The organism is Streptomyces enissocaesilis (assembly GCF_039533765.1).
Taxonomy (GTDB): Bacteria; Actinomycetota; Actinomycetes; order Streptomycetales; family Streptomycetaceae; genus Streptomyces; species Streptomyces enissocaesilis.
On the sequence record NZ_BAAAUD010000033.1, the window covers coordinates 13184 to 32434 of the forward strand.

Consider the following 19251-nt stretch of genomic DNA (forward strand, 5'->3'; position numbering starts at 1 on the left):
GGGTTACTTCGCCTCGCGCAGGTCGAGGCCGATGTCGAGGATCGGGGAGGAGTGCGTGAGCGCCCCGACGGCGAGGTAGTCGACGCCCGTGTCCGCGTACGCGCGGGCGTTCTCCAGGGTGAGGCGGCCGGAGGATTCGAGCGTCGCGCGGCCGTTCACGAGAGCGACCGCCTCGGCGGTCCGCTCCGGGGTGAAGTTGTCCAGGAGGATCAGGTCGGCGCCGGCCTCCAGGACCTCGGTGACCTGGGCGAGTGTGTCGACCTCGACCTCGATGGGGAGGTCGGGGAACTGTTCGCGTACGCGCGTGAACGCCTCGGCCACGCCGCCCGCCGCGACCACGTGGTTGTCCTTGACGAGCGCCGCGTCCGAGAGGGACATGCGGTGGTTGACGCCGCCGCCGCAGCGGACCGCGAACTTCTCCAGGGCGCGCAGGCCCGGCGTCGTCTTGCGGGTGTCGCGGACCTTGGCGCCCGTGCCGTCGAGAGCGTCCGCCCACGCGCGCGTGGCGGTCGCGATGCCCGACAGGCGGCACAGCAGGTTGAGCGCGCTGCGCTCGCCGGTGAGCAGGTCGCGGGTGCGGGTGGTGACGCTGATCAGCTTCTGCCCGGCCTCGACGCGGTCACCGTCCTCGACGTGCCGCTCGACCTCGAACTCGTCCGTGCAGACGATGGACAGGACCGCTTCGGCGACGCGCAGGCCCGCGACGGTGCCGGCCTCGCGGGCCGTGAAGTCACCGGTCGCGACGGCGTCCTCGGGGACGGTCGCGACGGTGGTGGCGTCGGGGCCGTGGGCGAGGTCCTCGGCCAGGGCGACGTTCGCGACGTCCTCGACCTCGACCGGGTCGAGGCCCGCCGCGACGAGGAGCTGGGCGAGGTCGGGGTCGAGACCGCACTCGGCGGTGTCGAGTTCGTACGTCGCCTCCGTCCCGTCGCCTTCGCAGCCGCAGGAGTCGCCGCAGCCGCCGGACGCGGTCGGCAGGAGCTGGGGGTTGTCGGGCGTACTCACGGTTACTGCTCCCTCGGGAGGTGTACGGGCGGGAATGAGGCGGATGCGGTGCGGTGCACGGCGAGGGCGCGGCCGGGGGTGAGCCGTACGACGAGGTGGCTGCGCCAGGTGTCGTCGTCGCGGTCGGGGTGGTCCTCGCGCCAGTGGCAGCCGCGGGTCTCCTCGCGCGCGCGGGCGGCGGCGACCAGGACCCGCGAGACGAGGAGGAGGTTGGTGGCCTCCCAGGCGTCGACGCCGGGCTCTGTGTCCTTGGTGTCCTGGACGCCGTGGGTGTCGTGGACGCCGTGGGCGTCGTTCCCTCGGTCCTGGTCCGCTTCGGCGGCCGCGCTGCGGTACAGGGCCTCCAGGGCGTCCGCCGCGTGGTCGAGGCTGGCCGCCGACCGGAGCACTCCCGCGCCCGCCGTCATGATCCGCTGGATCTCGATGCGGGTGGCCGGGTCGAGGAGCGGGCCGGGGGCCTCCTCGCTCCGCGCGGCGGAGTCCGGGACAGGCGCGGTGGCGGCGGGGCGGGCCGCGATGTCCTCGGCGATGCGTTCCGCGAAGACCAGGCCCTCCAGGAGGGAGTTGGACGCGAGCCGGTTCGCGCCGTGCACGCCCGTGCAGGCCACCTCGCCGCACGCGTACAGGCCCGGGACCGTCGTACGGCCGTGCAGGTCCGTCCGTACGCCGCCGGACGCGTAGTGGGCCGCCGGGGCGACCGGGACCGGCTCGGTGACCGGGTCGATGCCGTGGGAGCGGCAGGCCGCCAGGATGGTCGGGAAGCGGGTCTCCCACATCTCGGCGCCGAAGTGCCGGGCGTCGAGGTACATGTGCTCGGCGCCCTGTTCGCGCATCCGCCGCATGATGCCCTTGGCGACGATGTCGCGGGGGGCCAGCTCCGCCAGCTCGTGCTGCCCGAGCATGAAGCGCACACCGTCCGCGTCGACGAGGTGGGCGCCCTCGCCGCGTACCGCCTCGGAGACCAGTGGCTGCTGGCCCTCCGCGTCGGTGCCCAGGAAGAGCACGGTGGGGTGGAACTGAACGAATTCGAGGTCCGAGACCTCCGCGCCGGCGCGCAGGGCGAGCGCGACGCCGTCGCCCGTCGAGACGGACGGGTTGGTGGTGGCCGAGAAGACCTGCCCCATGCCGCCGGTGGCGAGGACGACGGCCGGGGCGCGGACGGCGCCGACGCCGTCGTGCTGGCCCTCGCCCATGACATGCAGGGTGACGCCCGCCGTGCGCCCGTCGGGGTCCGTCAGCAGGTCCAGGACCAGGGCGTTCTCGATCGTACGGAGAGAGGCGGACCGTACGGCTTCGACGAGCGCCCGGGAGATCTCCGCGCCGGTCGCGTCGCCGCCCGCGTGGGCGATGCGGCGGCGGTGGTGGCCGCCCTCGCGGGTGAGCTGGATGACGCCCGACTCGGGGTCGGTGTCGAACAGGGCGCCGGTGTCGATCAGCCGGCGTACGGCGTCGGGACCCTCGGTGACCAGGGTCCGTACGGCCTCCTCGTCGCACAGGCCCGCGCCCGCGACGAGCGTGTCGTCCAGGTGCTGTTCGGGGGTGTCCCCGTCGCCGAGGGCGGCGGCTATGCCGCCCTGGGCCCAGCGCGTGGAGCCGTCGTCGAGGCGGGCCTTGGTGACGACGACCGTGCGCAGGCCGGCGGCGGTGCAGCGCAGGGCGGCGGTCAGGCCGGCCACGCCGGAGCCGACGACCACGACGTCGGCCTCGACGGTCCAGCCGGGGGCGGGGGCCTTCAGCCGTATACCGGTGCTGGTGCGGGTCATGCCGAAGCTCCCTGCTCGCTGTCTTCGCCGACTTCGTTGCCTTTGCCGACTTCGTTGCCTTCGTCGGCGAAGGTCAGCGGGATGTTGTCGATCAGCCGTGTGGCGCCGACCCTGGCGGCCACGGCGAGGACCGCGTCGCCGCGGTAGGTGTCGGGGACCTCGGTGAAGTCGGACGGGTCCACCAGGGCGACGTAGTCGAGGGTGAGCGGCGGGTCGGAGCGCGTGGCGGTGTCCAGGACGGCGGATGCCGCCGCGCGGACGGCCGCGGGACCGCTCAGGTCCGCGTGGCCGGCCTGCTCGACGGCGTGCGCGTCGGCTGCCGCCCGGGTCTCGCCGACGGCCGCGAGGGCGGCGGCACGGGCGGGGTGCGGGCCGCCGAGGGCGGCCGCGCGCGCGTGCAGTGCCTCCTGGGCGGCGAGCCGGTCACGGCCCGCGAACAGCGCGCGGGAGAGGGCGAGCGCGGTGCGGCGCTCGGCGGGCGAGAGGTAGCGGTTGCGGCTGGACAGGGCCAGGCCGTCGTCCTCACGGACCGTCGGTACGCCGACGATCTCGACGGGGAAGTTCAGGTCGCGCGCCATGCGGCGGATCAGGGCGAGCTGCTGGGCGTCCTTCTGCCCGAAGAAGGCGGCGTCGGGCCCCGTCAGGTGCAGCAGCTTCGCGACGACGGTCAGCATGCCGTCGAAGTGGCCGGGACGGGACGCCCCTTCGAGGCGCCCGCCCATCGGTCCGGCGGCGATACGGACCTGCGGTTCGCCGCCCGGGTAGACCTCGTCCACGGACGGTGCGAACACGGCGTCCGCACCGGCCCGTTCCGCGAGGATCAGGTCGGCTTCCAGGGTGCGGGGGTAGCGGTCGAGGTCCTCGCCGGCGCCGAACTGGAGCGGGTTGACGAAGACGGTGACGACGACGAAGCCCTGGGGTCCCACGTGCTTCCGCGCGGCGCGGACGAGCGTCGCGTGGCCCTCGTGCAGAGCGCCCATGGTCATGACGACGGCGGTGCGGCCGGGGGCGCCGGAGCGGTCGACGGCGTACTGGTCGAGGGCGTGCTGGAGGTCCTCGCGCGTGGGGACCAGTGCGAAGGTCCCGGCGGTCCCGGGGGTTTCGGGGGTGCTGCTCATCGGTCGTCTCCCTCGGCCCCGTCGGTCCCGGCCCCGTCGGCCAGTACGTCCAGAAGGTCCTCGGCGAGCTCCGGCCTGAGCAGCCCGTGCGCGAGGGCGCGGTCGGCGGTCGTACGGGCCATGGCCAGGTATCCGGCGACGGTCTGCGGTGCGTGCTTGCGCAACTCCGTGACGTGCGCGGCGACCGTTCCCGCGTCACCGCGCGCGACGGGTCCCGTGAGGGCCGCGTCGCCGGAGCGCAGGGCGTTGTCGAGGGCGGCGCCCAGGAGCGGGCCCAGCATCCGGTCGGGGGCCCCGACGCCTGCCGTACGGAGCAGCTCCATGGACTGGGCGACCAGGGTGACCAGGTGGTTCGCGCCGAGGGCGAGGGCCGCGTGGTAGAGCGGACGCGCCTCTTCCGCGACCCACTCGGGCTCGCCGCCCATCTCGATGACCAGGGCCTCGGCGGCGAGACGCAACTCCTCGGGCGCGGTGATGCCGAAGGAACAGCCGGCCAGCCGCTGGACGTCCACGGACGTTCCCGTGAACGTCATGGCGGGGTGCAGGGCGAGGGGCAGCGCGCCGGCGCGCAGGGCGGGCGCGAGGACGCCCGTTCCGTACCGCCCCGAGGTGTGCACGATCAGCTGGCCCGGACGGACCGCGCCGGTCTCGGCGAGGCCCTCCACCAGGCCCGGCAGGGCGTCGTCGGGGACGGTCAGCAGGACGAGCTCGGCGCGGGCCAGGACCTCGGCGGGGGTGACGAGCGGGACGTCGGGCAGGAGCGCGGCGGCCCTGCGGACGGACGCGTCCGACACGCCGGAGACGGCGACCGGGCGGTGGCCCGCGAGCCGCAGCGCGGCGGCGAGCGCGGGGCCGACCCGGCCGGCTCCGACTACGCCGACGGTGAGGCGGGCGGGGCGGTCCCTGGCGTCCAGGGGCTCATGTGCTGCGTTTGGTGCGTTCGCGTTCACGCGGGGACGGCCTTCCGTTCCAGTCCGCGGGGGGTACCGGACGATTTCTCGTCATGCTACGCCAGCGTTTCGTCCGATTGCCCCGCTGTCCACAGGCTGTGGGCACGGGTACCGCCGTACGCGGTGACCGGCCGATGGCGGACACCGGCGAGCAGGAACAACGCCGGCGCGGGCTCACCGCGTGGAAGAACTCCGGCCGCGTACTTTCGCGCTCCTCCCCGGAGGCGACGCCCGGCGAGCGGCTGACGGCGCCAGCACTAGCCGCAGGCGCGGGGGGTGCCGGAGCCCGCCGGGCGGGGCCGCGCGGTGCGGGGGCGGGGGCGGGGCCCGGAGTCGCGGGCGGCCGGGGTGCGGAGCCCGAGCAGGCGCGTCAGGGCGGTCCGGAGCCGGCGGGCCAGCGGCGGCCGGCCCTCGGCCACCGCGCGGAAGCGCCAGTAGTCGCGGACCTCCCGGACCGCCTGCCAGTCGTTGAGGCCGGGCGCCGGCGGGACGGGGGCTCCGAGCCGGGTGGCGCGGTAGGCGTCGAGCATGTGCTGCTGAGTGGCGTTCATGTCCTCACCATGCGTACACCGCACCGCGCACCGCGCTTCGTTTGACGACCCCCGTCAATCGGCGGCCGCGCTGTCAGTGGCAGCGGGCACGATGAGCCCATGAGCGTGTCCATCGACATCACCGGCCTGCCGCCCGAGCGCATCGCCTTCGAGACCTCTCCGCTGGCGGAGCTCGGCATGGCCCTGCACGCCCTGTCCGAGCCCGGCCACCACCCGGGGCTGCACGGCTGGGCGACCGCGACCGCCGCCTCCCTGAAGCCGGACCTCGCCGACCGGCTGAGCGAGGCGGACTTCCTGTGGCGCAGCACGTTCTCCGACGTCTTCATGCCGTTCGCCGGCGTGCGGGGCGGTGACGGCAGGACGGGCGCGAGGCTCAGCGAGGACCTGGACGCGCTGGACCGGCTGGACGACGAGCGGTTCGTCTCCTCGGCACTGGAGTTCACCTGCTCCAGTACGTACGGCGCCGGCGGCCCCTCCCCGCTCGTCGACCCGGCGGTGCGCGAGCGGGCACTGGACCTCGCCGCCGCGCGCGGGCCGAAGCAGACGGACTTCGCGCGGCGGCTGCTGGCCGACCCCGCGTCCGTACGGGCCTGGCTGCGGCGGCTCTTCGAAGACTGCGACCAGGCGTTCTTCGCCGACACCTGGCGCCGCGCACGGGTCCAACTGGCCGCCGACGCCCGGCACAAGGGCGAGCTGCTGCGCCACAAGGGCCTGGCGGAGGCGCTGCACGCGGTCTCCCCCGCGCTGACCCTGGTGGAGAGCGGCGGCGCGGGCGGGGCCAGGACCCGCATCCACGCCGACAAGCTGGCCGAGGGCCGCACCAGCGCCGTGGAGGCGGCGGTCGGCACGGGGCTCACGTTCGTCCCGTCCAGCTTCGGCTGGCCGCACCTGTCCGTCCTGCACGCTCCCGGCTGGCGACCGGTGATCCACTACCCGGTCGGCGCCCCCGAGCTGCCGAGCCCGGCATCGGTGGAGCTGCTGAAGCTGCGGATGGAGGCGCTGGCCCACCCGATGCGCATGCGCCTGTGCCGCAATCTGGCCCGCTCTCCGTACACGACGGGCGAGCTCGCCGACTCGCACGGCATCACCGCGCCCGAGGTCTCCCGTCACCTGGCGGTCCTGAAGAAGGCCGGCCTGCTGACGACACAGCGCCGCGGCCGGTACGTCCTGCACAGCCTGGACCTCCAGGTGGTGTCCCGGCTGGGCAGCGAGTTCCTGGAGGGCGTCCTGCGCTAGGCGGTGACGCGCGGCGGGGCGCCGCCCCGGTTACTTGTCGATGTCGCCGACGACGAAGAAGAGCGAACCGAGGATCGCCACCATGTCGGCGACGAGCGTTCCCGGGAGCAGCTCCGTCAGAGCCTGGATGTTGTTGAACGACGCCGAGCGCAGCTTCAGGCGGTACGGCGTCTTCTCGCCCTTCGAGACGAGGTAGTAACCGTTGATGCCGAGCGGGTTCTCGGTCCAGGCGTAGGTGTGGCCCTCCGGGGCCTTCAGCACCTTCGGCAGCCGCTGGTTGATCGGGCCGGGGGCGAGGCCGGCCATGCGGTCCAGGCAGGCGTCCGCCAGGTCCAGGGCGTTGTGCGTCTGGTCGAGGAGGACCTCGAAGCGGGCGAGGCAGTCGCCCTCGGTCCGGGTGGCGACCTTGAGCGTGTCCTGGAGCTCGCCGTAGGCGAGGTACGGCTCGTCGCGCCGGAGGTCGAAGTCGACGCCGGAGGCGCGGGCGATGGGGCCGCTCACTCCGTACGCGTGCACGGCCTCGGGCGACAGCACGCCGACGCCGCGCGTACGGCCGCGGAAGATCTCGTTGCCGAGGACGAGGCTGTCGTACACCTCCATCCGGGACCGGACGTCCGCGACGGCCTCGCGGGCCCGGCCGAGCCAGCCCGCGGGCAGGTCCTCCTTGAGGCCGCCGACCCGGTTGAACATGTAGTGGATGCGGCCGCCGGAGACCTCCTCCATGACGGCCTGGAGCTCTTCGCGCTCGCGGAAGGCATAGAAGACGGGGGTGATTCCGCCCAGTTCGAGGGGGTACGACCCGAGGAACATCAGGTGGTTGAGCACCCGGTTCAGCTCGGCGAGGAGCGTGCGGGTCCACACGGCGCGCTCCGGGACCTCCATGCCGAGCATGCGCTCGACGGCCATGACGACGCCCAACTCGTTGGAGAAGGCGGACAGCCAGTCGTGGCGGTTCGCGAGCATCACGATCTGGCGGTAGTCTCGGGCCTCGAAGAGCTTCTCCGCGCCCCGGTGCATGTAGCCGATGACCGGCTCGGCGTGCTGGATGCGCTCGCCGTCGAGCACGAGTTTGAGGCGGAGGACGCCGTGCGTGGAGGGATGCTGGGGGCCGATGTTGAGCACCATGTCGGTGCTCTCCGCCGCGCCGCCGATGCCGACCGTGGTCTCCGTCATGCGGACAGTATCCCCCCGCCGGGGTCGCCGCGGCCGGGCGGGTGCGGGGGCGTGCGGGGACGCGCTGGGTACGGGGACGCGCCGGGCCTCGGGGGCGGGGACGCGTGGGGTGCGGGACGCGCTGGGAGCACGGACGCGGTGCGCGGCGGGGTCTCGGGGGCAGGGCGAGGGGACGGTGGCGCGCCGGGTGCGGGGTCGCGTGGGCCTTCGGGCGCGGTGGCGCGGTGGCGCGTGGGGTACGGGCCTTCGGGCGCGGTGGCGCGGTGGCGCGTGGGGTACGGGCCTTCGGGCGCGGTGGCGCGCTGGGCGCGGTGGCGCGTGAGGTACGGGCCTTCGGGCGCGCTGGGCGCGGTGGCGCGTGGGGTACGGGCCTTCGGGGCGGTGGCGCGTCGGGGTGTTTCCTCGGGTGCCGAACCTTCGGGTACGGGGGTTCCTTCGGGGGGCCGCGTTCGACACCCTGCGGGGAGCGCCCCGGCACACCCCCTCCCGCCACCGCCGGACGCTCCGCGGGGCGGTGGCCGCTCACACGGCCGGCGGGAGCGGCTGGGTCAGCCAGGTGAAGTCGCCCAGACCGCCCCGGGCCGTGAGCTCCGCCGCCTCGCCCGCCCCCGCCAGCGCGCGTACGTACGCCGCCGGGTCCGTGGACGCCAGGGCCAGCGGGGGGCGGCCCGCCGTCACGCCCAGGCGGCGCAGGGCCTCCCGCTGCGACAGCAGCTCCGCGCCCGGCAGTGCGCACGCGTCCAGGGCGACGTGGGAGGTGATGTCGCAGGTGCCGTCGGGGACCGGGCGTACCTCCCGGCCCGCCCGGAAGCCCGTCAGCGTGCCGAACGGGGGGCGCGCCGTCCGCTCGTGGGCGTAGTCCACCGCCACCGCCAGGCCCGCGTCGAGCGTCGCCACCGCCGCCGCCCACGCCGCGTCGCGCGGGCGGCCGATCTCCGCCCGCAGTCCGGGCCCGCCGCCGCGCGGCAACGGCCACCAGCGCGCGAGCCACTCGGCGTCCGCCCCGGTCACCGGGTCGCCGAGGCGCTCCTCGCCGTCCCGGCGTACGAGGACGTACCGGGCGGCACCCGCCGCGTCCGTCTCGGCCACCTCCACCGGGACGTTGTCCAGCCACTCGTTCGCGAACAGCAGCCCGGCCACGCCCGACGGCGGTGCGGCGAGCCACTCGACGCGGTCGTCCAGGCCGGCCGGGCGGGGCGCGCGTTCCACGGCGTAGGCCCTCACGCGCGCCGAAAGCTCCGGCGCCAGGGCCGCGAGCACCGCCGACACCAGCTCGCCCCGGCCCGCCGCGACATCGACCAGCGCCAGCTCCCGCGGGTGGCCGAGCGACGCGTCGACGTCCCCGAGCAGCCGGGCGACCGCTCCCGCGAACAGCGCGGACGCGTGCACCGACGTACGGAAGTGCCCCGAGGGGCCCGGACCCGCGGGGTGCACGTAGAAACCCCCGGGGCCGTACAGCGCCTGCTCCGCCGCCTCCCGCCATCCCTGCCACTCATCCGTCACGACACCAAGTCTCCACCTTGGGGAGTAGGCTCCGGCCCACCGGATCGCTCCTCCGGTTGACCCCTGCACCTCTTCGTTTTCCTTACGCTGGGTTACGTGCAACGCCTCTACGATTTCATCCGCAGGCACCCGACGAGTGTCGACAGCTTCTGGGCTGTGATGCTCTTCGGGTTCTCCCTGCTGTGGGCCGTCCAGGCGTCCATGGAGACCGCGTCGCGCATCGCGGCCGTTCCGATCGTCGCGCTGCTCTCCCTCGTGGTGGCCCTGCGCCGCCGCGCGCCGGAGAGGATGCTGCTGCTGACCCTCCTGCTGGGCGTCGCCCAGCTCGTGTCCGACGTGGAGGTCAATCCGGCCGACTGGGCCATGCTGGTCATCGTCCACACCGTCGCCGCGAGCGACGGGCCCCGCTGGGCCTCGCGGGTCGCGCTCGGCGGCGGCCTGGCCGCGGCTCCCCTGGCGCAACTGCGCTGGCCCCCGCCGGACAGCGGCCCGGTCCTCGCGTCGGTCTTCTTCGTGATCGTCATGGCCCTGCCGTTCGCGCTGGCGTGGGTGCTCGGCGACTCGCTGCGGACCCGGCGCGCGTACTTCGCCGAGCTGGAGAAGCGCGCCGCGCGCCTGGAGAAGGAGCGCGAGGCGCAGTCGAAGGTGGCCGTCGCCGCCGAGCGGGCCCGTATCGCCCGCGAACTGCACGACGTCGTCGCGCACAACGTCTCCGTGATGGTGGTCCAGGCGGACGGCGCGGCGTACGTCCTGGACGCCTCGCCCGCGCAGGCCAGGCAGGCGCTGGAGACCATCTCGACGACCGGGCGCCAGGCGCTCGCCGAGATGCGGCGGCTGCTGGGCGTCCTGCGGACCGGCGAGCCCCAGGAGGGCGGCGAGTACGTGCCGCAGCCCGACGTCGAGCAGATCGAGGACCTCGTGGAGCAGGTGCGGACGGCCGGGCTGACGGTCGACTTCAAGGTCGAGGGCACGCCGCGGCCGCTGCCGAGCGGGGTGGAGCTCACGGCGTACCGCATCGTGCAGGAGGCCCTCACCAACGCGCGCAAGCACGGCGGTCCGGACGTGGGCGCGAGCGTGCGGCTCGTCTACTTCGACGACGGGCTCGGCCTGCTCGTCGAGGACGACGGGCGGGGCGCGACGCACGACCTGTACGAGGACGGCGGCGCGGACGGGCAGGGCCACGGCCTCATCGGCATGCGCGAGCGCGTCGGTATGGTCGGCGGCACGCTCGACGCGGGGCCGCGGCCGGGCGGCGGCTTCCGGATCAGCGCGCTGCTCCCGCTCAAGCCGGCCCACTGAGCCCCTTTCCTGTTCCTCCCCCCTGCCTACGCCGACGAAAGGCACCCACCCCATGTCCATCCGCGTGATGCTCGTAGACGACCAGGTGCTGCTGCGCACCGGCTTCCGGATGGTCCTCGCCGCCCAGCCGGACATGGAGGTCGTCGCCGAGGCCGGTGACGGGGCGGAGGCGATCGAGGTGCTGCGCGCCACGGCGGTGGACGTCGTTCTGATGGACGTACGGATGCCGAAGCTGGACGGGGTCGAGGCGACGCGGCGCATCTGCGCGGATCCCGGAGCGCCGAAGGTCCTCATCCTGACCACCTTCGACCTGGACGAGTACGCGTTCTCCGGGCTGAAGGCGGGGGCCAGCGGCTTCATGCTGAAGGACGTGCCGCCGGCCGAACTGCTGGCCGCCATCCGCTCGGTGCACAGCGGGGACGCGGTCGTCGCGCCGTCGACCACGCGGCGCCTGCTGGACCGCTTCTCACCGATGCTGCCGGGTTCGGGCAAGGAGACGAAGGCGGCCGACACCGCGCTGGCCCGGCTGACCGACCGTGAGCGCGAGGTGATGCTGCTCGTGGCGCAGGGGCTGTCGAACGGCGAGATCGCGGCCCGGCTGGTGCTCTCGGAGGCCACCGTCAAGACCCATGTCGGCCGCATCCTGGCCAAGCTCAACCTGCGCGACCGCGTCCAGGTCGTGGTCCTGGCGTACGAATCGGGGCTGATCCGCGCGGGTGGCGGCGGCCACGCGTCCGCGTAGGCCCGTTCACGAGATCGCGCTGCGCAGCTCCACCACGTCGAGTTGTTCCGTTTCGTCATGGGCCGTCAGGTCGATGACCTGGCCCACCACCGGGGCTGCCGAGTCCCGGTGCGCGGCCGCCAGGGCCTCCTGGCCGACCACGTCCGCGAGATCCTCGTCCTGGACTGCCGCGATCGCCGCCTCGGCCGACTTCTGGGTGCCGAAGAAGTCGAAGCCGCCCTCCACGCGCGAGGCGCGGCGGCGCCGGGCGGCGTACGGCTTGTCCGTGGAGGCGGCCGCGACGCGGCGCGGGACGATGGCGGACGACGGGCGCGCGCGGTCCGCAAGGGACACGGCGTCGGTACCGGCGGCCGCCTCGTGCTTCCCCTCCGGCTCCTCCACCCCGCGTCCCCGGGCCTCGTGCCCCTGGGCCTCGCGTCCCTGGCCGGCGGGGCCCCGCTCGTCACGGTCGCGTGCTTCGCGCGTCCTGCGGGCCTCCTGGTCCGCCGCGTTGCGGGCGAGCCGGTCCAGCGCCATGGACGCCCGCAGGTACGCGGACGGCGTCGGTGAACTGCCCGCCGCGGGCAGGGCCTTCGCGGAGGCCGACGCCTCGATCGCCAGCAGCCGCCGGCCTTCCAGCGCGCTGGCCCGCTCGGTCTCCGCGGTCGCGTAGCGCCGCAGCAGGGCGGCGTGCTCGCCGCGCAGGGCGGCCAGCTCGGCCCGTTTGCCGCGCAGTTTCGCGTCGAGCCTGGCGCGCAGCCGACGCGACTCCTCCAGATCCGATTCGAGGTCCGCCACCCGCTCCTCGGTCTTCCATTCGTCGCTGACCCGGGCCCGGGTCAGCTCGGCCACCCGCCGGCCCGCCGCCCGGTCCCAGTCACGCATGAGAACCGCGCCGGTGACCGCCGCGGCCGCGGCCGCGGCCACCAGGCCGCGCAGCACCACCGGTTCCGCGAACAACCAGGCACCGGCGGCGCAGAGCATCGACGCGCCGGCGACCGCCGAAGGCGGAAGGAGCTTGTGCAGGGGTGGCGAATGGCGGTGGCGTCCACGTGGCATGGCCTGAAATTTACCGTGCGTACGCGGAAGATGGGGACCCGCCCGGCAATCTGTTCCCGGGCGGTTACCCAATTCCTCGCAGGATCTACTTCTTGATCAGACCCTTCGACTCCAGATACTCCTTCGCCGCGTCGGCGGGCTTCGCCCGGTCGGAGTCGATCTTGCGGTTCAGCTCCACCAGATCATCGGTCGTGAGCACCTTGGTGAGCTTGCCGAGAGTGTCGGCTATCTCCCGCGTTCCGGCGTCCTTCGCATTGACCACCGGCAGTACGTTGTCGGCGTTCTGGAGCTTCTTGTCGTCTTCCAGGAGGACGAGCCCGAAGCTCTCCAGCGTCGCGTCGGTCGTCGTGGTCAGCACCAGCTGATCGGCGCCGTCCTTGACGGCCTGCTTGGACTGCGTAGTGCCCACGCCCTTGGGGTCGACGCCGGTGACGTCAATCCCGTACTCCTTCTTCAGGCCCGGTGCGCAGAAGGGCCGGATCTCGCATTCGTCGCCCGCCGCGATCTTCACCTTCAGCTGGGACTTGCCAAGATCGGAAAGGGTCTTGAGGTCGTTCTTCTCCGCGTATTCCTTGCTCACCGCGAAGGCGTTCTGGTCGACGGCCCCGCCGGCCGGCAGCACCTTCAGTCCGCGCGGCTCCGCGAGCTTCTCCAGTGCTTCGACGGTGGCGGCCACATCGCTGGACGCGACCGGATTCTTCTCCGGCGCCTCGGGGCCGTTCGCCTTCGCGTTGAGGAATTCGGCAAGCGTGGCGGCGTATTCCGGTACGACGTCGATCTCGCCCTTCTCCAGGGCGGGTGCGTAGAGTTCGCGGTTCTCCACGGTCTTGACGGAGGTGCCGTATCCGGCGTCGGAGAGAAGCTGCGCGTACAGCTCGGCCAGCACCTTGGACTCGGTGAAGCCGGCCGAACCCACCACCAGCGACCCCTTCTTCCCGGCCGCACCGGCCTCGGTGGCGCCGCCGGTCCCGCCCTCCTCCAGGTTCTTGCCGCCGCATGCCGCCAGCCCACCGGCCAGTGCGATCACGGCCACTACCGCACCCGCTGTGCGTGAGGTCCTGCTCATGACGTTCACCATCCAAGAGAAGAAGTAGGGAAACCAACCAGAGAGTGCGTCAGGCGGCCGGCCGGTCCGCGCCGCGCCGCCGCATCGGGTCGAGCAGCCGGTCCGCCGCCACCAGCACTCCCTCGACCAGGAGCGCGAGGACGGCGACGAGCAGCGCGCCCGCCACCACCTGCGGCGTGTCGTACGTGTTGAAGCCGGCCGTGATGATCCGGCCGAGGCCGCCCTCGCCCGCCATCGCGGCGAGCGTGGCCGTGGCGACCACCTGGACGGCCGCCGACCTGAGCCCGGTCATGACCAACGGATACGCGAGGGGCAGCTCGACCCGTACGAACAACTGCCACCCCGACATGCCCATCCCGCGCGCGGCCTCCACCACCGCCCGGTCCACCTCCCGCATGCCGATGTACGCGTTGGTCAGCAACGGCGGTACGGCGAACAGCACCAGCGCGACGATCGTCGGCAGGTCGCCCTGCTTGCCCAGCGGGGTGAGCGTCAGCAGGACCAGCACCGCGAGGGTGGGGACCGCCCGCCCCGCGTTGGAGAGGTTGACGGCGAGCGCGCCGCCCCGGCCCACGTGCCCGAGCCAGAGCGCCACCGGCAGCGCGATCAGGCAGGAGAGCAGCAGGCACACGCCGCTGAAGTACAGGTGCTCGCCGAGCCGGTTCCAGATCCCGCTCTCCCCCTGCCAGTTGGCACCGGCCGCCAGCCAGGCGAAGGCCTCCCCGATCGCTCCCATGGATTCAGCCGGCCTTCGTGACAGAGGCGGGTACGGAGGTGGTGCGGGTGGTGCGTACGCGCGGTGTGCGCGGCCGGGTCCACGGCGTCAGCAGTCTCTGCAGCCCGAGCAGCAGCAGGTCCGCCGCCACCGCCAACAGCACACAGATCACCGAAGCGGTGAGGACCTGCGCCCTGAAGAGGGAGTCGAGGCCGTCCACGATCAGCGTCCCCAGACCGCCGTACCCCACGATCGCGCCGACCGTCGTCAGGGCGACCGTCGAAACGGTCGCGATCCGCACCCCGGCGAGCAGGGCCGGGAGCGCCAGCGGCAGTTCGACCTCCCACAGCAGCCGTCCGCGGCCGTACCCCATCCCCAGCGCGGCCTCCCGCGCCTCCGCCGGCACCGCTTCCAGCCCGGCCAGGATGTTGCGCACGAGGACGGTCAGCGAATAGAGGACCAGGCCCGTGACCACCACGGCCGCCGAAAGCCCGAACACCGGCAGCAGCAGGGAGAACATCGCCAGCGAGGGGACCGTGTAGAGCACGGTCGTGAGGCCGAGGACCGGCCCCGCGAACCGGGACCGGCGTCCGTCCCGGTCCCGCGCGAGCAGGGCCAGCGGGAAGGCGATCAGCAGGCCGATCAGCACGGAGACCAGGGTGATCCACACATGCTGGACGGTCGCGTCGGCCAACTCCTGGCTCCGGGAGCGGACGTACTCCCCGCAGATCCAGTCGTTCGCCGTCAGGCAGCTCCGGCCGCTCATGCCGCCCCGCCTCCCCCCGAGATCCCGAACTTGTGTCTGACGACCCTATCCCCGGCCACTGACAGCCGCCGGAATCCGTCACGTTCCCGCACCATGGTCGTGACACCGGACCGGCCACAATGGAGAGTCATGATCCGTTTCGAGCACGTCACCAAGCGGTACGCCGACGGCACCACCGCCGTCGACGACCTCTCCTTCGAGGTCGCCGAGGGGGAACTGGTCACGCTCGTCGGTCCTTCCGGTTGCGGCAAGACCACCACCATGAAGATGGTGAACCGCCTGACAGAGCCGACCGGCGGCCGGATATTCCTCGACGGGGACGACATCTCCACCATCGACCCGGTGCGGCTGCGCCGCCGCATCGGCTATGTCATCCAGCAGGTCGGCCTCTTCCCCCACAAGACGGTTCTGGACAACACCGCGACCGTGCCCCACCTTCTCGGCGTCAAACGCGCCAAGGCCCGCGAGCGCGCCGCCGAACTCCTCGACCTGGTCGGCCTCGACCCGTCCGTCCACGGCCACCGCTACCCCGACCAGCTCTCCGGCGGCCAGCGCCAACGTGTCGGCGTGGCCAGGGCCCTGGCGGCCGACCCGCCCGTACTCCTGATGGACGAGCCCTTCGGCGCGGTCGACCCGGTGGTCCGTGAGCACCTCCAGAGCGAGTTCCTGCGGCTCCAGTCCCAGGTGCGCAAGACCGTCCTCTTCGTCACCCACGACATCGAGGAGGCCGTCCGGCTCGGCGACCGCATCGCCGTCTACGGGCAGGGCAGGATCGAGCAGTTCGACGCCCCGGCCGCCGTCCTCGGGGCGCCCGCCACCCCGTACGTCGCGGATTTCGTCGGCGCGGACCGCGGTCTCAAGCGCCTCTCCGTCACGCCCGTCGAGCCGGGCGACCTGGAGCAGCCGCCGGTCGTCCACCTCGACGACCCGGTCGGCAAGGCTGCCGCCGAGCTGGCCTCCAGGGGCGCCCGGTGGGCCGTCGTCCTCGACGGCGCCGACGATCTGCACGGCTGGATCTCCGCCGAACAGGCACGGACGGCCACCGGGACCGTACGGGAACACGCCCGCCGCATGGAGGCGTGGCTGCCCGTCGGCGCCTCCCTCAAGCAGGCCTTCTCCACGATGCTCCAGCACGACGCGGGGTGGATCGCGGTCGTCGACGCGGAGGGCGCGGGACGTTTCCTCGGTGTCCTCACACCGGCCCGTCTCCACGAGGCGCTGCGCCGTTCCATCGACGCGGACGCGCAGGCCGTTCCCCGTACGGCGGTGGAGGTGGAGACCGTCGGCCGGGACTGAGTCATCGGCTCGTCCACCGGCTTTCCGGCTGAGGATTTTCCGCGCGCGAGTGAACCCGCCTCCCGGATGCGCCGTCCTAGAGGGCGCAAATTGTCCGGATGCCTCGGCCACGGACAGACGATCTCTCGCGGAGCCACGGGAAGCGATGTCTATCAGCCTGGACGGCGACAACTCAGGGGCGGTTCCGGACCGGGCACGGCGGACACGGCGGACACGGCGGATTCTGCCGGTACGGGGGATCCTGCGGGGCCCGCGTCCCGATCGGGTGCCTTTCCTGGTCGGGACGGCCTGCACGGTCGTGGGCGTCCTCGACATCGCCGCCGGCGTCTTCCCGCGCTTTCGGCACAGCAGGACGCACACCGTCGCCGAGGTGTTGCCCGGGGCGCTCGGCCCGTTCGCGGCCGCTCTCGCGATCAGCGCGGGCGTACTGCTGTTACTTCTCGCGCACGGCCTCAAGCGCCACAAACGCCGTGCCTGGCGGGCCGCCGTGGTCCTGCTGCCCGCCGGAGCGGCGGCGCAGTTCGCCTACCGGCACTCGGTCATCGGCGTGCTGCTCCCGATGGCGCTGCTGGTCCTCCTGGGGCGCCACCGCGGGGAGTTCGCGGCCCTGCCCGATCCGCGCAGCCGCTGGAAGGCGCTCGCCAACTTCGTCCTCCTGGGCGCCGGTTCGCTCGTCATCGGTCTGATCGTCGTCAGCTCGCACCCGGCGAAGGTCGTCGGGGACCCGAGCGTGGCGGAGCGACTGGAGCACGTCCTGTACGGGCTCTTCGGCATCGAGGGCCCCGTCGACTACACGGGCGGAATCTCCTCCACCGTCGGCTACTCGCTCGGCGCCCTGGGCCTGCTCACCGCCGTCACCACCGTCTATCTGGCCCTGCGGCCCCAGCACCCCGCGGCCCGCCTCACCGCCGACGAGGAGCAGCGGCTGCGCGCCCTGCTGGCCCGGCACGGCGGCCCCGACCGCCCGGGCCACTCCGCGCCGCGCCACGACCGGGCCGTCGTCTTCTCCCCCAGCGGCAGGGCCGCCGTCACCTACCGCGTCGTCTCCGGCGTGATGCTCGCCGACGGCGACCCGATCGGCGACGTGGAGGCATGGCCGGGCGCCATCGAACGCTTCCTGGACGAGGCCGGGGCCCACTCCTGGACCCCCGCCGTGACGGGCTGCAGCGCGATCGGCGGTGAGGTGTGGGCCCGCGAGAGCGGACTCGACGCCCTGGAGCCCGGGGGCGAAGCGGCGGTCCACGGGCCGGGTTCCTCCCTGGCCGGGCGTGCCGTACGCCGGATGGCCCAGCGCATCGGACAGGGCGGTTGCGCGTCCCGCGCGCGCCGCGCCCGTGACCTCGGCGACGCCGGGCCGGAGGGCACCGGACGGGCCCCCGCCGACCGGCGCGGCCCGGACACCGCGCGCGGCGCCCCCGTGGCGCCCGGCCCCGCCGGGGAGCCCGGCGGGGGGCCGGTGCCGCGCCCGAGCGAGCACCTCGCCCGGGCGCGGACCGGTGATCACGGGCGGCCGGACGGCCTGCCCGTCACGACGCTCAGCCGACGCTGATCGCGATCTTGCCGCGGGTGTGGCCTTCCCCGCTCAGCCGCAGGGCCTCGGCCGCCTTCTCCAGCGGGAAGACCGCGGCCACCTCGACGGTCAGCGCGCCGCGCTCGGCCAGCTCCGTCAGCGCCGTCAGATCGGCGGTGTCGGGGCGTACGAAGAGGTAGGTGCCGCCGAGGCCGGTGACCGCGGCGTCCGCGACGGAGACCAGCCGGCCGCCGGGGGCGAGCAGCTGCGGCGAGAGCTTGAGCGCGTCACCGCCGACGAGGTCGAGCACGGCGTCGACGCCTTCGGGCGCGAGCGCCCGGACACGGTCGGCCAGCCCTTCGCCGTACGTCACCGGGAGGGCGCCCAGGGACCGCAGGTAGTCATGGTTGCGCTCGCTCGCCGTGCCGATGACCCGCACACCGAAGGCGCGCGCGATCTGCACCGCGAGCGAACCGACGCCGCCCGCCGCGGCGTGCACCAGCAGCGTGTCCCCCTCGCCCGCCCCGAGGTGGCGGACCAGGGCCTGGTACGCGGTGAGGCCGGCCAGGGGCAGCCCCGCGGCCTCCTCGAAGGAGAGGTTCGCCGGCTTGCGTGCCAGCGTGCGCACGGGTGCGGCGACGTACTCGGCGAAGGTGCCGCGGGAGACGAAGTCCTCGCGCACGTACCCGATGATCTCGTCGCCCGGCGCGTACTCGGTCACTCCGGCGCCCGCCCGCTCGACGACGCCCGCCACGTCCCAGCCGGGGACGACGGGGAAGACCGCGGCCAGCGCGGTGTCGAGGTGACCGGCCTGGACCTTCCAGTCGACGGGATTGACCGCGGCGGCCCTGACCCGGACCAGCACGGAGTCGGGGCCGAGCCGGGGCTCGGGCACGTCGCCGAACTCGAGGTCGTCCGGGGTGCCGTAGTGACGGTAGGTGATGGCCTTCATGGTGCTGCTCCTGGGACAGGCGTGAAAAAAATACTTGAGATCCTCAACTAATAACCGCACGGTAGGCCTCAATGCTTGAGAACGTCAAGTTTCGAGCGATAGGCTGCCCCCATGGCAGAGACAATCCGGACGACTCCCACCAAGGCCCAGCTCATGGAACGGATCGCCGAGGCATTCAGCGGTTACTACGGCGACTTCTCCCTCGCCGCCGCCGAGGCGGGCCTCACCGCCAGCCAGGCCAAGACCCTCGGCGTGCTGCGCGCGGCCCCCGCCTCGATGCGCGCCCTCGCCACCACCCTGGCCTGCGACGCCTCCAACATCACCGGGATCGTCGACCGGCTGGAGAAGCGCGATCTCGTACGCCGCGAGGTCAGCCCCACCGACCGCCGCGTCAAGAACGTCGTCCTCACCCCCGCGGGCGAGGAGACCGTCGACGCCATCCGGGCCCGCATGCACACCACCCATGCCGCCCTCGACGCCCTCGACGACTCCGGCCGCGCCATCCTCCACGACCTCCTGGGGCGCGTCTTCTGCGGTGCGCGCGGTCCGGGCACCACCGCCTGACGCC

17 protein-coding genes and 1 pseudogene are annotated in these 19251 nt (G+C 73.6%); 6 read left to right on the forward strand and 12 right to left on the reverse strand.

Going from position 1 to position 19251, the window contains the following annotated elements; translation table 11 throughout:
• Positions 1–3: 3 nt before the first annotated feature.
• The 5 genes from nadC to ABD374_RS14895 all read right to left on the reverse strand — a co-directional run bounded on the left by nadC (position 4) and on the right by ABD374_RS14895 (position 5387).
• Entirely contained in the window at positions 4–1005 is a 1002-nt protein-coding gene (gene nadC, locus ABD374_RS14875) for a carboxylating nicotinate-nucleotide diphosphorylase (RefSeq protein ID WP_344495287.1), read from the reverse strand.
• 2 nt (positions 1006–1007) lie between these two features.
• Complete coding sequence (locus ABD374_RS14880; protein ID WP_344495289.1) at positions 1008–2768, reverse strand: L-aspartate oxidase; 1761 nt, start codon at positions 2766–2768, stop codon at positions 1008–1010.
• Entirely contained in the window at positions 2765–3886 is a 1122-nt protein-coding gene (gene panC, locus ABD374_RS14885; protein WP_344495290.1) for a pantoate--beta-alanine ligase, read from the reverse strand. Before panC ends, ABD374_RS14880 begins: the two co-directional genes overlap by 4 nt.
• Positions 3883–4836 carry a Rossmann-like and DUF2520 domain-containing protein gene (locus tag ABD374_RS14890; RefSeq protein ID WP_344495292.1) on the reverse strand — a complete coding sequence of 318 codons (954 nt, stop codon included), beginning with the start codon at positions 4834–4836 and terminating at the stop codon, positions 3883–3885. The genes panC and ABD374_RS14890 overlap by 4 nt, the downstream gene beginning before the upstream one ends.
• A 257-nt stretch (positions 4837–5093) precedes the next feature.
• A complete protein-coding gene (locus ABD374_RS14895; RefSeq protein ID WP_344495294.1) occupies positions 5094–5387 on the reverse strand; it encodes a hypothetical protein in 294 nt (97 codons plus the stop codon).
• 105 nt (positions 5388–5492) lie between these two features.
• On the opposite strand from ABD374_RS14895, the gene ABD374_RS14900 reads away from it, so the two are divergent.
• Complete coding sequence (locus ABD374_RS14900) at positions 5493–6623, forward strand: DUF5937 family protein (RefSeq protein WP_344495410.1); 1131 nt, start codon at positions 5493–5495, stop codon at positions 6621–6623.
• Positions 6624–6653: 30 nt separating this feature from the next.
• Here ABD374_RS14900 and ABD374_RS14905 read toward each other — a convergent pair whose 3' ends face one another.
• Positions 6654–7796 carry an NADH-quinone oxidoreductase subunit D gene (locus ABD374_RS14905; protein ID WP_344495296.1) on the reverse strand — a complete coding sequence of 381 codons (1143 nt, stop codon included), beginning with the start codon at positions 7794–7796 and terminating at the stop codon, positions 6654–6656.
• Positions 7797–8318: 522 nt separating this feature from the next.
• A complete protein-coding gene (locus ABD374_RS14910; RefSeq protein ID WP_344495298.1) occupies positions 8319–9299 on the reverse strand; it encodes an SAM-dependent methyltransferase in 981 nt (326 codons plus the stop codon).
• A 96-nt stretch (positions 9300–9395) separates the two neighbouring features.
• Here ABD374_RS14910 and ABD374_RS14915 point away from each other — a divergent pair, with 96 nt between their 5' ends.
• Both ABD374_RS14915 and ABD374_RS14920 read left to right on the forward strand, forming a co-directional pair.
• Positions 9396–10598 carry a sensor histidine kinase gene (locus ABD374_RS14915; protein ID WP_344495300.1) on the forward strand — a complete coding sequence of 401 codons (1203 nt, stop codon included), beginning with the start codon at positions 9396–9398 and terminating at the stop codon, positions 10596–10598.
• A gap of 52 nt (positions 10599–10650) precedes the next feature.
• The gene (locus ABD374_RS14920) at positions 10651–11340 is read left to right on the forward strand and encodes a response regulator (protein ID WP_344495302.1); all 690 of its coding nucleotides are present in this window, start codon (positions 10651–10653) and stop codon (positions 11338–11340) included.
• 6 nt (positions 11341–11346) lie between these two features.
• Here ABD374_RS14920 and ABD374_RS14925 read toward each other — a convergent pair whose 3' ends face one another.
• The 4 genes from ABD374_RS14925 to ABD374_RS14940 all read right to left on the reverse strand — a co-directional run bounded on the left by ABD374_RS14925 (position 11347) and on the right by ABD374_RS14940 (position 14925).
• Positions 11347–12378, reverse strand: a complete 1032-nt coding sequence (locus ABD374_RS14925; protein WP_344495304.1) for a hypothetical protein — start codon at positions 12376–12378, stop codon at positions 11347–11349.
• Positions 12379–12463: 85 nt separating this feature from the next.
• Positions 12464–13444, reverse strand: coding sequence for an ABC transporter substrate-binding protein (locus tag ABD374_RS14930; protein WP_344495306.1), 981 nt, complete (start codon positions 13442–13444; stop codon positions 12464–12466).
• Positions 13445–13493: 49 nt separating this feature from the next.
• The gene (locus ABD374_RS14935) at positions 13494–14180 is read right to left on the reverse strand and encodes an ABC transporter permease (RefSeq protein WP_344495308.1); all 687 of its coding nucleotides are present in this window, start codon (positions 14178–14180) and stop codon (positions 13494–13496) included.
• 4 nt (positions 14181–14184) lie between these two features.
• Positions 14185–14925: an ABC transporter permease gene (locus tag ABD374_RS14940; protein ID WP_344495310.1), complete on the reverse strand. Its 741-nt coding sequence runs from the start codon at positions 14923–14925 to the stop codon at positions 14185–14187.
• Positions 14926–15054: 129 nt separating this feature from the next.
• On the opposite strand from ABD374_RS14940, the gene ABD374_RS14945 reads away from it, so the two are divergent.
• Both ABD374_RS14945 and ABD374_RS14950 read left to right on the forward strand, forming a co-directional pair.
• Positions 15055–16221: an ABC transporter ATP-binding protein gene (locus ABD374_RS14945; protein ID WP_344495312.1), complete on the forward strand. Its 1167-nt coding sequence runs from the start codon at positions 15055–15057 to the stop codon at positions 16219–16221.
• A 145-nt stretch (positions 16222–16366) separates the two neighbouring features.
• Positions 16367–17728 (forward strand): annotated as a pseudogene (locus ABD374_RS14950) (phosphatidylglycerol lysyltransferase domain-containing protein); the annotation flags it as partial.
• A gap of 28 nt (positions 17729–17756) precedes the next feature.
• Here ABD374_RS14950 and ABD374_RS14955 read toward each other — a convergent pair.
• A complete protein-coding gene (locus tag ABD374_RS14955; RefSeq protein ID WP_344495314.1) occupies positions 17757–18683 on the reverse strand; it encodes an NADP-dependent oxidoreductase in 927 nt (308 codons plus the stop codon).
• A gap of 111 nt (positions 18684–18794) precedes the next feature.
• On the opposite strand from ABD374_RS14955, the gene ABD374_RS14960 reads away from it, so the two are divergent.
• A complete protein-coding gene (locus ABD374_RS14960; protein WP_344495316.1) occupies positions 18795–19247 on the forward strand; it encodes a MarR family winged helix-turn-helix transcriptional regulator in 453 nt (150 codons plus the stop codon).
• The last annotated feature ends 4 nt before the right edge of the window (positions 19248–19251 follow it).

Coding starts and splice junctions, on each gene's coding strand:
- ABD374_RS14940 (WP_344495310.1), bottom strand. CDS start 14,925: ATGAGCGGCCGGAGCTGCCTGACGGCGAACGACTGGATCTGCGGGGAG.
- ABD374_RS14945 (WP_344495312.1), top strand. CDS start 15,055: ATGATCCGTTTCGAGCACGTCACCAAGCGGTACGCCGACGGCACCACC.
- ABD374_RS14955 (WP_344495314.1), bottom strand. CDS start 18,683: ATGAAGGCCATCACCTACCGTCACTACGGCACCCCGGACGACCTCGAG.
- panC (WP_344495290.1), bottom strand. CDS start 3,886: ATGAGCAGCACCCCCGAAACCCCCGGGACCGCCGGGACCTTCGCACTG.
- ABD374_RS14895 (WP_344495294.1), bottom strand. CDS start 5,387: ATGAACGCCACTCAGCAGCACATGCTCGACGCCTACCGCGCCACCCGG.
- ABD374_RS14880 (WP_344495289.1), bottom strand. CDS start 2,768: ATGACCCGCACCAGCACCGGTATACGGCTGAAGGCCCCCGCCCCCGGC.
- ABD374_RS14925 (WP_344495304.1), bottom strand. CDS start 12,378: ATGCCACGTGGACGCCACCGCCATTCGCCACCCCTGCACAAGCTCCTT.
- ABD374_RS14905 (WP_344495296.1), bottom strand. CDS start 7,796: ATGACGGAGACCACGGTCGGCATCGGCGGCGCGGCGGAGAGCACCGAC.
- ABD374_RS14960 (WP_344495316.1), top strand. CDS start 18,795: ATGGCAGAGACAATCCGGACGACTCCCACCAAGGCCCAGCTCATGGAA.
- ABD374_RS14935 (WP_344495308.1), bottom strand. CDS start 14,180: ATGGGAGCGATCGGGGAGGCCTTCGCCTGGCTGGCGGCCGGTGCCAAC.
- ABD374_RS14930 (WP_344495306.1), bottom strand. CDS start 13,444: ATGAGCAGGACCTCACGCACAGCGGGTGCGGTAGTGGCCGTGATCGCA.
- ABD374_RS14920 (WP_344495302.1), top strand. CDS start 10,651: ATGTCCATCCGCGTGATGCTCGTAGACGACCAGGTGCTGCTGCGCACC.